Source organism: Mycobacterium sp. 141, assembly GCF_000382405.1.
In the GTDB taxonomy this organism is placed as follows: Bacteria; Actinomycetota; Actinomycetes; order Mycobacteriales; family Mycobacteriaceae; genus Mycobacterium.
Map to the genome: position 1 here is coordinate 128,465 of NZ_KB908257.1, position 14,566 is coordinate 143,030.

A 14,566-nucleotide genomic window follows, 5' to 3' on the forward strand; every position below is an offset into this window, starting at 1 on the left:
AGCAGACGCGGCGGTCCTCGACACGCCGCGTTTCCGGTACCTCAATGCCTGCTCGCCGGTGAACTCAGCCCTCGATGATGCCCTGGGCGGCCTGTGCCCGGTCCTCATAGCTCTTGCGTTTGGCGGCGTCGTAGTTCAGGAACACCGTGTCGAGGCCCAGCGCCTTGTTGAGCCAGCGGCGCCCGCGGGGAGGCAGCAGCTGGGCGGCCTGAGCGGTGAAACGCAACGGCGGCGGCACCGACACCTGGGTTTTGGGCTTGTTGAGCGTCTTGATGATCGCGGCGGCGATGTCCTCGGGCTCGACCGGCTTGATCGGCCCGCTGGATTTGGTGCCGGCGATCAGTTCGGTGTTGGTGAAGGGTGGCATGACCACCGACACGTTGACCCCGTGCGGGGCCATCTCGTCGGCGAGCGCGGTGGACAGGCCGACGACCGCGTACTTGGCGCCGACGTAGACCACCTGGCCCGGCAGCGGGATGAGGCCCGACAGCGAGGCGATGTTGATGACGTGGCCGCTGCGACGCTTCACCATGTCCGGCAGTGCGAGGCGGCAGCCGGTGAGTACGCCGTACACGTTGACCTCGATGGACGACCGGATCGACTGCTCGCTCTGCTCGAGGAACGGGCCGATCGGCATGACGCCGGCGTTGTTGATCAGGACGTCGATGTGGCCGCCGCCGTCGGTGCGGGCCTTGTCGAGGAAGGTGGCGAAAGACTCCCGGTCGGTGACGTCGAGCGGATAGCCCGAGACCCGGCCGAGCTTGGTCAACTCGACGACCGCCGACTCCTGCAGCGCCACGTCTCGGTCGCCGATCACGACGCGAGCACCGCGGGCCAGCAGTGCCGCGGCGGTGGCGTAACCAATGCCGCGAGCAGCGCCTGTGATCGCGATGGTCTTGCCCCTGATGTTGTCCATGGCGGCAAACTTTACATGTGTCAAGTTTTGACTGGAAGGGGCCGACGGGTCAGCTGTGCCGGTCAACCATGTCGGGCGAGGGCCTCCTGCACCGCCTCGGCGATCGGTCCGCGCCACACCGGGCCGTGTCCCGGCACCAGCACATCGGTGTCGAGCCGGCCCAATACCGCCAGGCTGCGCAGGCAAGCCGCCTCGTCGTGATTGAACAGCGCGGGCAGCAGCTGCGGACCGGGCCGCGTTATCAGCGGGTGCCCGGTAACCAGAGCGTCCCCGCCGACCAGGACGCCGTCGACGATGAATGAGCAGTGTCCGCCGGTGTGTCCGGGCGTGGGGACCGCCACCGGTGTGCCGGGCAGCCCGGCTGCCACCTCCGGCGTGAGGGCCGCTGCGCTGGGTATGCCCGAATGGTCCAACCCGCCGTTGGCGATCAGCGCCGTCGTCCATTTGAGCCAGCGCGGCTGCCAGATGTGCTTGGCGACGTCGGTCGGCGAGGCCTGCTCAAGGTAGTCACGTTTGGCGTGGCCGACCTCGGCGGTGTGGCAGAACACCGGTGTGCCATGGGTTTTCGCGAACCAGATGGCCGACCCGAAATGGTCGATGTGGGCGTGGGTCAGCAGGATCGCGGCGATGTCGTCGATGCCGAAGCCGAGCTGCCGCACCGAGGTCAGCACGTCGTCACGCTGGCCCGGATATCCGGCGTCGATCAGCAGCAAACTGTCATCGTCGATCACCAAAGTCCAGTTGACCAGGTCGGTTTGTGCGATGTGCACGTGCTCGGTGATCGCGCTCAGAGCTGCTGCCATGCCGCGAGTCTATGGACTGGAGTAGAAACAAATCGTGGCTGAACTCAAACTTGGTTATAAGGCTTCTGCAGAGCAATTCGCGCCCCGGGAACTGGTTGAGCTGGGGGTGCTCGCGGAGGCGTCGGGGATGGACAGTGCGACGGTCAGCGATCATTTTCAGCCGTGGCGCCATGAGGGCGGCCATGCGCCGTTCTCGCTGGCCTGGATGACGGCCGTGGGTGAACGTACCGAACGGTTGATGCTGGGCACGTCGGTGCTGACGCCGACCTTCCGCTACAACCCCGCGGTGATCGCGCAGGCTTTCGCGACGATGGCGTGTCTGTACCCGGAGCGGATTTTCCTCGGAGTGGGTACGGGTGAGGCGCTCAACGAGATCGCGACCGGCTACGCCGGTGAATGGCCCGAGTTCAAGGAACGCTTCGCGCGGCTGCGCGAAGCGGTCAAGCTGATGCGGAAGTTGTGGCAGGGCGATCGCGTCGATTTCGACGGCGAGTACTACCGGCTCAAAGGCGCCTCGATCTACGACGTGCCAGAGGGTGGTGTCCCGGTGTACATCGCCGCCGGTGGTCCCCTGGTCGCCAAGTACGCCGGACGTGCGGGCGACGGCTTCATCTGCACCTCGGGCAAGGGTGAGGAGCTGTACAAGGACAAGCTCATCCCCGCGGTCGCAGAAGGTGCGGCGGCCGCGGGCCGCGATGTCGCGACGATCGATCGGATGATCGAGATCAAGATCTCCTACGATCCGGACCCGAAGCTGGCGTTGGAGAACACCCGGTTCTGGGCCCCGTTGTCGCTGACGGCCGAGCAGAAGCATTCCATCGGCGATCCGATCGAGATGGAGAAAGCCGCCGACGCGCTGCCCATCGAACAGGTCGCCAAGCGCTGGATCGTGGCGTCCGACCCTGACGAGGCTGTGGCCAAGGTCGCTGAATATGTGGGCTACGGCCTCAATCATCTGGTGTTCCACGCCCCCGGGCACGACCAGCGGCGCTTCCTCGAACTGTTCAAGACCGACTTGGAGCCGCGCCTGCGCAAGCTCGGCTGACGGCCACCGTTGCGCTGGCGGAAGTGTCGTGATCAAGGAATGCTGGAGCGGTGCCGGATGGGAACACCGCGACCGCGATCTACGTAGCGTCGCCCGAAGGGGATACCGGTAAGTCGACGATTGCGCTCGGAATCCTGCACCGGCTGGCCGCGACCGTGCCCCGGGTGGGAGTGTTCCGGCCCATCGCGCGGTTGGGCGAGGATCGTGACTACATCCTCGAACTACTGCTGGCCGGCGCCACGGCCGGATTGCCGTACGAAGACTGTGTCGGGGTCGACTACCAGCAGGTGCACGAGGATCCCGATGCTGCGATCACCGACATCGTCGACCGCTTCCACCGCGTCGCCAACCGGTGCGACGCGGTCCTGATAGTCGGCAGCGACTACACCGACATCGCCACCCCCAGCGAGCTCAGCATGAACGCACGTATAGCGGTGAACCTGGGTGCACCGGTGGTGCTCGCCGTCAAGGCCGCCGATCGCACACCCGAGGAGGTCGCGCACGTCGTCGAGGTGTGCCTGGCCGAGTTGAACCACCAACACGCCCACGCCGCGGCGGTGGTCGCCAACCGGTGCGACCCGGCGCAGATGGCCGCGGTGGCCGAGGCCCTCAAACCGTTGGGCACCCCGGCCTATGTATTGCCGGAGGAGCCTCTGCTCGTCGCACCGTCGGTGGCCGAACTGCAGGTGGCGGTGGACGGTACGGTGATCGCCGGCGACCCGCAGCTGCTGTCCCGCGAGGTGATGGGCGTGCTCGTTGCGGGTATGACGGCAGAGCATGTGTTGGAGCGGCTGACCGAGGGTGTCGCGGTGGTGACACCGGGCGATCGGTCCGACGTGGTGTTGGCCGTGGTGAGTGCCCATGCCGCCGAAGGCTTCCCGTCGCTGTCCTGCATCATCCTCAACGGCGGACTTGATCTGCATCCGGCCATCGCGTCGTTGGTGGAGGGACTGGGGCTGCGGCTGCCGATCGTGACCACCAAGTACGGCACGTTCGAGACCGCCAGCCGCGTGGCCGGCGCGCGTGGCCGGGTGACCGCGAAGTCGCAGCGCAAGATCGACACCGCGCTGGCCCTGATGGACCGCTACGTCGACGTCAACGATCTGCTGGCGCAGCTGACCATCCCGATCCCCACGGTGACCACGCCGCAGATGTTCACCTATCAGCTGCTCGACCGGGCCCGCTCCGACCGCAAGCGCATCGTGCTGCCCGAGGGCACCGACGACCGCATCCTCAAGGCCGCGGGCCGGCTGCTGCGGCGCGGCGTGGCCGATCTGACCATCCTCGGTGAGGAAAGCCAGATCCGGTCCCGGGCAGCTGAACTCGGCGTGAACATCGATGCGGCGCTCGTCCTCGATCCGCGCACCAGCGAGCTGTGCGATCGCTTCGCCGAGCAGTACGCCGAACTGCGCCGCAAGAAAGGCATCACCTTCGAACAGGCCCGCGAAACCATCCACGACGTCTCGTATTTCGGCACCATGCTGGTGCACAACGACATGGTGGACGGCATGGTCTCGGGCGCGGCGCACACCACCGCGCACACCGTGCGGCCGGCGTTCGAGATCATCCGCACCGCGCCCGGCATCTCGACGGTGTCCAGCATCTTCCTCATGTGCCTAGCCGACAGGGTGTTGGCCTACGGCGACTGCGCGATCGTGCCGGATCCCACCTCCGAACAGCTGGCCGACATCGCGATCTCGTCGGCCCGCACCGCTGCGCAGTTCGGCATCGAGCCGCGCGTGGCCATGCTGTCGTATTCGACGGGAACCTCGGGTGTCGGCGCTGATGTCGACAAGGTCAGGGCAGCAACGGAATTGGTGCGCCAACGCGAACCGGACCTGCTGGTCGAGGGGCCGATCCAGTACGACGCCGCCGTGGAGCCGTCGGTGGCGATCACCAAGATGCCGGACTCCCCGGTGGCCGGACGGGCCACGGTGCTGATCTTCCCGGACCTCAATACCGGCAACAACACCTACAAGGCAGTGCAGCGATCGGCAGGTGCCATCGCGATCGGCCCGGTGCTGCAAGGCCTGAACAAGCCCGTCAACGACCTCTCGCGGGGTGCGCTGGTCGAGGACATTGTCAACACGGTCGCGATCACGGCGATCCAGGCGCAAGGGGACTTATGACGTGCACGGTGCTCGTGATCAACTCCGGCTCGTCGTCAGTGAAATACCAGCTCATCCAACCCGATTCAGGGCAGCAGCTTGCGGACGGAATCGTGGAGCGTATCGGTGAGGACTCGTCGAGCGCCACGTTGACGGTCGGCGACCGCACATTGCATCGGGAAGGCCGGGTCGCCGATCACGATGCGGCGCTGCGGCTGGCGTTCGAGCTGTTTGGCGAGGCGGGGTTGAACCTCGACGATCTCGCGCTGGTGGCGGTCGGGCATCGGGTGGTGCACGGCGGCAAGGCGTTCTACCGACCCGCCGTGATCGACGACGCGATGATGTCCAAGCTCGAGGAACTGGCTCCTCTTGCGCCGCTGCACAATCCGCCGGCCGTGGTCGGTATCGAGGTGGCCCGGCGCATCCTGCCCGACGTGCCGCACATCGCCGTGTTCGACACCGCGTTCTTCCACGATCTGCCTGCCGCCGCGGCGACCTACGCCATCGAGCGCGAGGTCGCCGAGCGCTGGCATATCCGGCGCTACGGGTTCCACGGCACATCGCACGAATATGTGAGCCGACAGGCCGCCGAGTTCGTGGGACGGCCCTACGGCTCGGTGAACCAGATTGTGCTGCATCTCGGTAACGGTGCGTCGGCGTCGGCGGTCAGTGGTGGCCGCGCGGTCGACACCTCCATGGGGCTCACACCGCTGGAGGGGCTCGTGATGGGCACGCGCAGCGGCGACATCGATCCGGGCATTGTCGGTTACCTGTGCCGGACGGCGGATATGAGCATCGAGGATATCGACACCATGCTCAACCGCCGGTCCGGTCTCCTGGGCCTCAGCGGTCAGAACGACTTCCGTAAGTTGCATCAGCTGATCGAAACCGGTGACAGTGCAGCGCAATTGGCCTACGAAGTGTACATCCACCGGTTGCGCAAGTATGTCGGGGCCTACCTGGCGGTGCTGGGAACCACCGACATCATCAGCTTCACCGCAGGCGTCGGGGAGAACGACGCGGCCGTGCGGCGGGACGCGTTGAGCGGATTGGCAACGCTGGGCATCGAACTCGACCCTGAACTGAACGAGAGCCCGGCACGGGATGCTCGGCGCATCTCGGCACTGTCGTCACCGATCACCGTGCTGGTGATTCCGACCGACGAGGAACTGGCCATCGCCCGCGCCTGTGCCCAGGTGGTCCGATCCGCCTAGCGATGGACGGGTAGCGGCGGGCGGTTCTCGACGGAGTCACATCAGTCACAGCCGTCTCGGCTCCGGAAAGGGGGCTCGAGTTGCCCGCCTGTTGGCGACAAAGTCGCGGAAATCGCCACACCAATATCGCTGGTATCGCCCGTACCGCGTGAGTCAGTCTCACGCTCCACGCAGGCACCACAAGAACGATTCAGCCTCACTGGTTACGTGCCCGCGCTGCGAGCGACAAAGTCGATAGCAGTCGGGCGCAGCATATTTCGGTGTTGATGTGGCTGCCGTTACTGCCGGTTCTGATGAGATTCGCACCGCGGTGTCGCAGTGAACAGCGTTGCAGCTGAGACGGTTTCCGCGACTTTGTCGCTAACAGCCGGGCACAACGTACATGGTCTGCGAACAGTGACTGATGTGACAGGTGATTACAAAAATCCCAGCGGGCGACAGCCGGCTCCGACCACGGGTGTCGGGTCAGTTCAGAACGTGCTCATCGGCCGGACGCTGTTGGCCAGATCCACCAGGGCATAACGATGGGACTGGGTCGGGGCTATCCGCGCGAGCGCCCGTAGCGATGCCTCGACGCCGAGCTTGAGTCCGTGTTCGGTGAACGGGAAGCCCAGGATGTGGTTGCTGCTGGCGGTGTTGTCGGCCAGCCAGTCCATCGCGGTACCCAGCACCAGCGCCCGGATCTGCAGCACGCGAGGCTCGGTGTCGGGCAGTGCCTCCACCCGTCGAGCCGCGTCGCGGATGTTCTGCTCGGTGATTTCACTGGTCGATCGCCCGGAGAGCAGCGTGACCGCGCTCGTGAGCCGGGCCGCGGCGAAATGCCGTGAGGTGGGCGGCACTTCGTCGAGTGTTCGCACCGCTCCGTCGCGATCCCCGCTGACCGACTGGGCCCGGGCCAGACCGAAGCCCGCGGAGAGGACGCCGTTGTCGGTGCCCCATACCGTCTTGTAGAAGGTCAGCTCGTCGGCTGTACCGGCCAGCTCGGCCGTCGCGGCCAGCGCCAGCTTGGGTGCCAGCTCGCCGGGCAGGGTGTCCAGCACCTCGGTGAAATGCTTTGTCGCCGAGTCATAGTCGGCGGACAACATCTCGGCGACCGCGCGGAACCAGATCAGACGCCAGTTCCAGCCGACGCGGGTGGACAGATCGTCGAGCTTGCGGGTGGCCTTGGCCACGTCACCCAGATCGAGTAGCGCGCGGGCCTCCATCAGCGGCAACTCGACCGATTCGGACAGGTCGATGCCCTCGGCGTCGAGCGCGCCGTGACGTGCGGCGCGCAGCTGGTCGAGGGTGTGCACCGGCTGGCTCAGCACACTGGCCACCAGCACCGGCGCGCCCACATCGGTGCGGTCGACCAGCGGCACCGGCAGCGCCCGGATGATCTCTTGTGCGGTCAGCTTTTCCGAGTGCACCTGGCCGTCGACGTACACGTCGGTGTGTGCGACGAGCAGATCCACCCCGAACGTCGAGCGTGACGGGCTGAACACCGTCGACAGGCCCGGGCGCGGCAGCCCGCTATCGGTGGCCACCACCTCGCGCAGCACGCCGAGCAGCTGTGACGACATCTCCTCGGCGGTGGCGAAGCGCCGCCGGGGATCGGGATCGATGGCCCGGCGCAGCAGTCGCCCGAACGAGTCGTACTTGGTGAGCACCGGATCGTCGGACGGCAGCCCGTCGACATAGCGGCCCTTGCGGGTACGCAGGTTCAGCGTCAGTGCGGCCAGGGTCCGGCCCACCGTGTAGATGTCGGTGGCCACGGTCGGCCCGGTGCGCACGATCTCGGGGGCCTGGTAACCCGGTGTGCCGTACAGGTATCCGTAGGAATTGAGCCGCGACACCGCGCCGAGGTCGATCAGCTTGAGCTGTTCCTCGGTGATCATGATGTTCTCGGGCTTGAGGTCGTTGTAGGCCAATCCGATGGAGTGCAGGTAGCCCAGTGCGGGCAGGATCTCCATCATGTAGCCGATCGCCTCGGCGACCGGCAGCCTGGTGCCCTTGGCCTGCTTGAGCGATGTCCCTCCGACGTATTCCATGACGATGTAGCCGACTGGATTGCCGTGCTTGTCATCGTGTTCGACGAAGTTGTAGATCTTGACGATCCCCGGATGCGTCACCTCTGCCAGGAACTGGCGCTCGGCCATCGCGATGGCCTGCGCCTCGGCGTCGCCGGAATGCACCAGGCCCTTCAACACGACCGGCCGTTCGTTGACGTTGTGGTCGAACGCCAGATACACCCAGCCCAGGCCGCCGTGGGCGATGCACCCCTTGATCTCGTACTGGTCGGCGACTATGTCGTCGGGGGACAGTTGCGGCAGAAAGGAATACGCGCTGCCGCAGTTCGGGCACCACCCCTCCGACAGAGCCCGGCCGTTGGGCGAGGATCGGCCGACTGGCTTACCACAGTTCCAGCAGAACCGCTTCGATTCCGCCACCACGGGGTTGGTCATCAACGCGCTCAAAGGATCTCGCTCGGGCACCCGCGGCATTTCCACCAGACCGCCACCCAGCCGACGGATCGGCGAAACGATGCGCGTCGGCATGGTCGCGTGGTCGTATGCCTCGGTGTCGCCGAAAAGGGAAGACTTGCCGTGTTCCTCATCGTCGAAATCCGGCCGGAACACCGCTTGGGTGGCCATGGGCCGCACCGTTGACCGCGAATCCATGTCGAGGTCTTCGAGAGTGGCCGGTTGGGTACCTGGATCCTCGTCGGGTTCCTCGGGGATTTCAGGTGGCTGTGTCATCAGTCGATGTACCTCGCGACGGGAGGGGAGGGCGCCGGGCCCAGCACCGTCAACCACTTGCGGTACAACGTGTTCCACGTACCGTCGCGCCGGATACGTTCCAGCGTGCCGTTGACGAAGCGCACCAGGCCGGTGTTGTCCAGGTTCACCCCGATTCCGTAGGGCTCCTGGTTCATGCTGGGGCCGACGATGTGCAGATACGGGTCCTGGGCCACCAGGCCGGCCAGGATCGAGTCGTCGGTACTGACCGCGTCTGCCTGGCGCTGCTGCAACGCCACCAGGCAGTCGGCCCACGTCACCACCGAGACGATGATCGGCGCCGGGCTGATCTGCTGGATGCGTTTGAGCGACGTCGTGCCGTCGACCACGCACACGCGCTTACCGGACAGGTCCGAGGCTTGCGAGATGGCCGAGTCGCGCGGAGCCAGGATGCGCTGGTTGGCCATCAGATACACCGTCGAGAAGTTGACCTGCTTGCGGCGCTCGCAGGTGATGGTCATGGTCTTGACGACGATGTCGACCTTCTTGTTCTGCAGCGCGGCGATGCGGTCGGCCGACGACAGGATCCGATACTCGACCTGTGCCGGGGTGCCGAAGATGTCGCGGGCCACCTCGCCGGCGATGTCGACGTCGAATCCGGTGATCTCACCGGTGATCGGGTCACGGAAAGAGAACAGGTTGCTGCCGATGTCGAGCCCGACGACAAGGCGGCCCCGGTTACGGATGTCGGCAACCGCGGCGTCGGCATCGGCCTTGTTGTTGAAGGGTCGCAGGCTCGCGGTGCGGTCACACTCGTCGGTATCAGGGGCAGGCACCTGCACCGGCTGCGGCGTCAGTTCCTCCATGCCGGCCGGCGTGGGCGGCGCCAAGGTGAGTGCCGGGACGGTCAGGGCGGGCGCGGTCTGGCTGCAGCCGGCCACCATCAACATCGTCGCGAGCAGGATCAGAACTTTCCTCATTGCTCTCACCGATACTCACTGAGTCGTGGCCACAGGCCCAACGCCACCGCCACCGCGGCGGCCACGCTCAACACCGCGGCGCCGACGGTCGCGCCGGAGAGCACGCGGCGGGCGCTGACGATGTCGTTGCGCAACTGGTTGCGGCTCTGCTGGATGCCCTTTGACAACGCCTCGTCGAGCTTGTCGAAAGCCGGGGTCGAATCGTCCTCGCTGGTGCCGAGCGCCACCTGGGTGGCGGCCTGGTAATTGCCGACGGCGATGTAGGCGTTGATCCGATCGTCGGCGGCGCGCCAGCGGGTCAGCAGCTGGTCGGCGTCGGCCAGATCGGTCTTGTCCACGCCGTTGTCCCGGCCCAGGTAGGCCGCCAGTTGCTGTTCCATCGTGTCGATGCGCTGGTAGTAGGACTGCTTGCGCAGGCTCTCGTCGCCGCGGCGGATCAGCGCCAGGGTTTCGTCGGCGCGGGCCTGCTGCGCGGTGATGGCGAGGTTGGTCACGGTCTTGAGGGAATCGGCGGCGGTGTCTTTTGCGTTGCGGCTGTCCGATGTGGAGATCACCAGCGCCGTCAATACCCAGATCAGCATGATCAGCACGGCCAGCCCGCCCGCGACGAACCCGACATTGACCCGGCGCCGCGTACGCCGTGCCAGCCAGCGGTTGGCGAACGCCCCGAACATCAACGTCGCCAGCACCACCAGCACCACCGGCGCCGGGATCCGGGTCGAGGCCGTGGTCTCGGCGTCCACCCGGGCCGAGGTCTGCTCGTAGAGCCGCTGGGCGTCGGGCAGGATCTGAGACTGCATCAGCGCCGAGGCCTCCGAGAGGTACGACGACCCGACCGGATTGCCCGCCCGGTTGTTCGTGCGGGCGGTCTCCACCAGTCCGGTGTACACGGCGAGCCGGGCGTTGATGCGGCCCAGCAGCTGGACCAGCGGTTCGTCGGTGAGGCCGCTCGAGGCCCGGGTGACCGCGACAGACGCGTCGGTGATCGCTTGTTCATAGCGCTGCCGGACGTCGCGCGGCTCCGTGCCGGAGATGAACGCGGTAGCCGCGGCGGCATCGGCCACCGACAGCGTGGTGTAAAGCTGTCCGGCGGCGAACGCCAGCGGTTCGGTGTGGTCGAGCACCATGGCCAGCGCCTGCTGGCGGTGGTTGATGGTCGTCGAGGTGGCGACGGCGCTCGCGATGACGAGAGCTGCCAGCACCAGCCCGATGGTCAGGATGCGTCCCGGCGTCGTCCACAGGAACCACCAGCGCGGATGGGCAGGTGTCGTCGGCGACCGGGACGCGAGCGGCTCGGTCGACGGATGTGCCAACTCCACAGTCACCTGCGCGCGGACCTTTCCGGCTGTCGTACGGCTGTGCCAACTCTATAAAAGAATTCTAAGAGGTCGGGGGAGGGCTCGCCCGGGATCGACAACCGTCGAATCCGGCCACGTTACCTATCCTGTACGGGTGCGAGGCGACGGGGACGGCTGGGTGGTGTCCGACGACGGCGCCCGGTTCTGGGGCCGTCACGGCGCGGCCGGGCTGCTGCTGCGCGCGCCCTGGCCGGACGGTTCGGCCGCGGTGTTGCTGCAGCACCGCGCCCCGTGGAGTCACCAGGGTGGGACGTGGGCGCTGCCCGGCGGAGCCCGTGACAGTCATGAGTCCGCCGAGCAGGCCGCGGTACGCGAGGCACACGAGGAGACCGGCCTGTCCGGCGCCCAACTGATCGTTCGGACCACCGTCGTGACGGCCGAGGTGGCCGGCGCCGGCGGCACCAGCTGGACCTACACCACCGTGATCGCCGACGCGTCCGAACCGTTGGAGACCATCCCGAACCGGGAGAGTTCCGAGCTGCGCTGGGTGGCCGAGGCTCAGGTGGCCGAGCTGCCGTTGCATCCCGGTTTCGCGGCCAGTTGGCAGCGGCTGCGGGAGGTCACCGCGACCATCCCGCTGCTGGTCATCGACTCTCAGTAAGAGCGGATTTCAGCTCCGCGGCGGCGGCTCGAGGGTCGTCGGCCGCGGTGATGGCCCGGACCACCACGACCCGGCGGGCGCCTGCCGCCAGCACCTCGGGCAGCCGCTGCATGTCGATGCCGCCGATCGCGAACCACGGCTTGGCCGGGTTCAGCGCCGCTGTTTTCCGTATCAACTCGAGCCCGGGGGCCGGACGTCCCGGTTTGGTCGGGGTCGGCCAGCACGGTCCGACACAGAAGTAGTCGACGGGTTCGTCGATTGCCGCGGCCACCTGCTCGGCGTCGTGCGTGGAACGGCCGATCACCGGACGCGACCCGATGATGCCGCGTGCGATCGGCAGCGGCAGATCGTCCTGGCCCAGGTGCAGCACATCGGCCCGGGCTGCGAGCGCGATGTCGGCGCGATCGTTGACGGCGAGCAGTGCGCCGTGCCGGCGGGCCGCGTCGGCCAGCACCTCCAATGCGTCGAGCTCCTGGCGCGCCTCCAACGGGCCGAACTGTCGTTCCCCGGCGGAGCCCTTGTCGCGTAGCTGGATCAGATCCACTCCGCCGGCCAGTGCGGCGTCGGCGAATTCGGCGAGATCACCGCGCTCGCGGCGGGCGTCGGTGCACAGGTACAGCGCGGCGTCGGCGAGGCGGTCCGTGGGTTCTTGCACACCGCGACGGTAGTGCCTGCGTGCCGAGTAAGGTGAACTGGCAACACGGGAGTCCCGGGAACGGGGCTGAGAGTGGGCATACGTACCAGCCCTTACCGTCACACCTGATCCGGGTCATGCCGGTGTAGGGAGGAGAAATGGGTCCAGCACTAGCCGTCGTCGGCGGCGGCGTCATCGGGCTGTCCGTCGCCCGCCGGGCGGCCCTCGACGGCTGGTCGGTGACGCTGCACGCCAGCACCGAGCGTGGCGCATCCTGGGTGGCCGGCGGCATGATTGCGCCGCACAGCGAGGGTTGGCCCGGCGAGGAGCGGCTGCTGCAGATCGGCCTGGAATCGCTGCGGTTGTGGCATTCGAGCTTCGTGGATGGGTTGCCGCCCGAGGTGGTCACGGCGCGGGAATCTCTGGTGGTCGCCGTCGACCGCGCCGACGTCGCCGATTTGCGGACCGTCGCCGAATGGTTGGCCGCCCAAGGGCATCCGGTCGAGCTGACCTCGGCCGCCCGCGACGTGGAACCGTTGCTGGCCCAAGGCATCCGGCACGGCTTCCTGGCGACGACCGAGCTGGCGGTGGACAACCGCGCGGTGGTCGAGGGCTTGACCGCGCACTGCCGGCGGCTGGGCGTGCAGTGGGCGCCTGCGGTGGACTCGCTCGACGAGGTCGACGCCGAGCAGCGCGTCATCGCCAACGGCATCGACGCGCCGCGGCTGTGGCCGGGACTGCCGGTGCGGCCCGTCAAGGGCGAGGTGTTGCGGCTGAGGTGGCGCAGCGGCTGCATGCCGGTGCCGCGCCGGGTGGTCCGGGCCCGTGTGCATGGCCGTCCGGTGTATCTGGTGCCACGCGTCGACGGTGTCGTCGTGGGTGCCACCCAGTACGAGCACGGCCGCGACACCGCGCCCGTGGTCACCGGGGTGCGCGACCTGCTCGACGACGCCTGCGCGGTGATGCCGGCGCTCGGTGAATACGAGCTGGCCGAGACCGCGGCCGGGCTGCGGCCGATGACCCCCGACGGATTGCCCGTCGTCGAACGGCTCGACGACCGCACGCTGGTGGCGGCAGGGCATGGCCGCAATGGATTTCTGTTGGCGCCGTGGACCGCTGAGCGGATCGCGGCTGAGCTCGAGGTGAGCGTGGGAGCGAAATGATCACCATAACGGTCAACGACGAAACCATCGAGGTGGCCGAACAGACCACCGTCGCGGGGTTGCTCCAGACCCGGGGCTTTCCGGACAAGGGCATCGCGGTGGCACTGGACTGGTCGGTGATACCGCGCTCGGAGTGGGACCGCGCGCTGGCCGACGGCGCCCGCGTCGAGGTGGTCACGGCGGTGCAAGGTGGCTGATTCCGTGTTGAAAATCGGCGGCCACGAGTTCGGGTCGCGGCTCATCATGGGCACCGGCGGGGCACCCAACCTCGCCGTGCTGGAAGAGGCTCTGGTGGCCTCCGGCACCGAGCTGACCACGGTGGCGATGCGCCGGATCGACGCTTCGGGCGGAACCGGTGTGCTGGATCTGCTCAACCGGCTCGGGATTGCGGCGCTGCCCAACACCGCCGGCTGTCGCGGCGCGGCCGAGGCGGTACTGACCGCGCAGCTGGCCCGCGAGGCGCTGGGCACCGACCTGGTCAAGCTCGAGGTCATCGCCGACGACCGCACGCTGCTGCCCGATGCCATCGAACTGGTCAAGGCCGCTGAGCAATTGGTCGACGACGGGTTCATCGTGATGCCCTACACGAACGACGATCCGGTGCTGGCGCGCCGGTTGGAGGACACCGGATGCGCCGCGGTGATGCCGCTGGGCGCGCCGATCGGCACCGGGCTGGGAATCTCCAACCCGCACAACATCGAGATGATCGTCGCGCAGGCCGGTGTACCGGTGGTCTTGGATGCCGGCATCGGGACCGCGAGCGATGCCGCCCTGGCCATGGAGCTGGGTTGCGACGCAGTCCTGCTGGCCACCGCCGTCACCCGGGCATCCGATCCGCCCACCATGGCCGCGGCCATGTCGGCGGCCGTCACCGCCGGCTACCTGGCCCGCCAGGCCGGTCGCATCCCGAAACGCTTCTGGGCGCAGGCGTCGAGCCCTTCGCTGTAATCGGTCGCCGCGACGAGTTCCGCGAGCGTGAATCCTCTGTGAATCCAGGCAATTTTCTCGCAGGGGATTCACACTCGCG

The 14,566-nt window shown here is 67.3% G+C and carries 13 protein-coding genes and 1 riboswitch; of the genes, 7 read left to right on the plus strand and 6 right to left on the minus strand.

Annotated elements, in window-relative coordinates; all coding sequences use genetic code 11:
* Nucleotides 1-64: 64 nt before the first annotated feature.
* Nucleotides 65-916 (minus strand): SDR family oxidoreductase, encoded by an 852-nt coding sequence (locus H276_RS0105760; protein WP_019970355.1) that lies wholly within the window; start codon nucleotides 914-916, stop codon nucleotides 65-67.
* Nucleotides 917-978: 62 nt separating this feature from the next.
* Nucleotides 979-1,719: an MBL fold metallo-hydrolase gene (locus tag H276_RS0105765; protein WP_019970356.1), complete on the minus strand. Its 741-nt coding sequence runs from the start codon at nucleotides 1,717-1,719 to the stop codon at nucleotides 979-981.
* Nucleotides 1,720-1,753: 34 nt separating this feature from the next.
* Between H276_RS0105765 and fgd the strand changes: the two genes are divergently transcribed.
* From fgd to H276_RS0105780, 3 genes are read left to right on the plus strand one after another with little or no spacing between them, the layout of a single operon-like run.
* Entirely contained in the window at nucleotides 1,754-2,764 is a 1,011-nt protein-coding gene (fgd, locus tag H276_RS0105770; protein WP_026356627.1) for a glucose-6-phosphate dehydrogenase (coenzyme-F420), read from the plus strand.
* 50 nt (nucleotides 2,765-2,814) lie between these two features.
* Nucleotides 2,815-4,893 carry a phosphate acetyltransferase gene (gene pta, locus H276_RS0105775; protein ID WP_019970358.1) on the plus strand — a complete coding sequence of 693 codons (2,079 nt, stop codon included), beginning with the start codon at nucleotides 2,815-2,817 and terminating at the stop codon, nucleotides 4,891-4,893.
* Complete coding sequence (locus H276_RS0105780) at nucleotides 4,890-6,086, plus strand: acetate kinase (RefSeq protein WP_019970359.1); 1,197 nt, start codon at nucleotides 4,890-4,892, stop codon at nucleotides 6,084-6,086. The genes pta and H276_RS0105780 overlap by 4 nt, the downstream gene beginning before the upstream one ends.
* Nucleotides 6,087-6,556: 470 nt before the next feature.
* Here the strand turns inward: H276_RS0105780 and H276_RS0105785 are convergent, their stop codons facing one another.
* The 3 genes from H276_RS0105785 to glnX are packed head-to-tail and all read right to left on the minus strand — an operon-like array spanning nucleotide 6,557 to nucleotide 11,108.
* Nucleotides 6,557-8,824, minus strand: a complete 2,268-nt coding sequence (locus H276_RS0105785) for a serine/threonine-protein kinase PknG (RefSeq protein WP_019970360.1) — start codon at nucleotides 8,822-8,824, stop codon at nucleotides 6,557-6,559.
* Nucleotides 8,824-9,783, minus strand: a complete 960-nt coding sequence (locus H276_RS0105790; protein WP_019970361.1) for a glutamate ABC transporter substrate-binding protein — start codon at nucleotides 9,781-9,783, stop codon at nucleotides 8,824-8,826. Before H276_RS0105790 ends, H276_RS0105785 begins: the two co-directional genes overlap by 1 nt.
* A gap of 5 nt (nucleotides 9,784-9,788) precedes the next feature.
* Nucleotides 9,789-11,108: a protein kinase G-activating protein GlnX gene (gene glnX, locus H276_RS0105795; protein WP_026356628.1), complete on the minus strand. Its 1,320-nt coding sequence runs from the start codon at nucleotides 11,106-11,108 to the stop codon at nucleotides 9,789-9,791.
* A 127-nt stretch (nucleotides 11,109-11,235) separates the two neighbouring features.
* On the opposite strand from glnX, the gene H276_RS0105800 reads away from it, so the two are divergent.
* Nucleotides 11,236-11,742: an NUDIX hydrolase gene (locus H276_RS0105800; RefSeq protein WP_019970363.1), complete on the plus strand. Its 507-nt coding sequence runs from the start codon at nucleotides 11,236-11,238 to the stop codon at nucleotides 11,740-11,742.
* Here the strand turns inward: H276_RS0105800 and thiE are convergent.
* On the minus strand, nucleotides 11,726-12,397 hold the full coding sequence (thiE, locus tag H276_RS0105805) for a thiamine phosphate synthase (protein WP_019970364.1): 672 nt from the start codon (nucleotides 12,395-12,397) through the stop codon (nucleotides 11,726-11,728). The genes H276_RS0105800 and thiE overlap by 17 nt on opposite strands.
* 35 nt (nucleotides 12,398-12,432) lie before the next feature.
* A riboswitch (TPP riboswitch) is annotated at nucleotides 12,433-12,545 on the plus strand.
* Here thiE and thiO point away from each other — a divergent pair.
* The 3 genes from thiO (at nucleotide 12,535) to H276_RS0105820 (ending at nucleotide 14,487) form a co-directional block, all read left to right on the plus strand.
* Nucleotides 12,535-13,539, plus strand: coding sequence for a glycine oxidase ThiO (gene thiO / locus H276_RS0105810; RefSeq protein ID WP_019970365.1), 1,005 nt, complete (start codon nucleotides 12,535-12,537; stop codon nucleotides 13,537-13,539). Its footprint overlaps the riboswitch before it by 11 nt.
* Complete coding sequence (gene thiS, locus H276_RS0105815) at nucleotides 13,536-13,736, plus strand: sulfur carrier protein ThiS (protein WP_019970366.1); 201 nt, start codon at nucleotides 13,536-13,538, stop codon at nucleotides 13,734-13,736. Before thiO ends, thiS begins: the two co-directional genes overlap by 4 nt.
* The gene (locus tag H276_RS0105820; RefSeq protein WP_019970367.1) at nucleotides 13,729-14,487 is read left to right on the plus strand and encodes a thiazole synthase; all 759 of its coding nucleotides are present in this window, start codon (nucleotides 13,729-13,731) and stop codon (nucleotides 14,485-14,487) included. The genes thiS and H276_RS0105820 overlap by 8 nt, the downstream gene beginning before the upstream one ends.
* The last annotated feature ends 79 nt before the right edge of the window (nucleotides 14,488-14,566 follow it).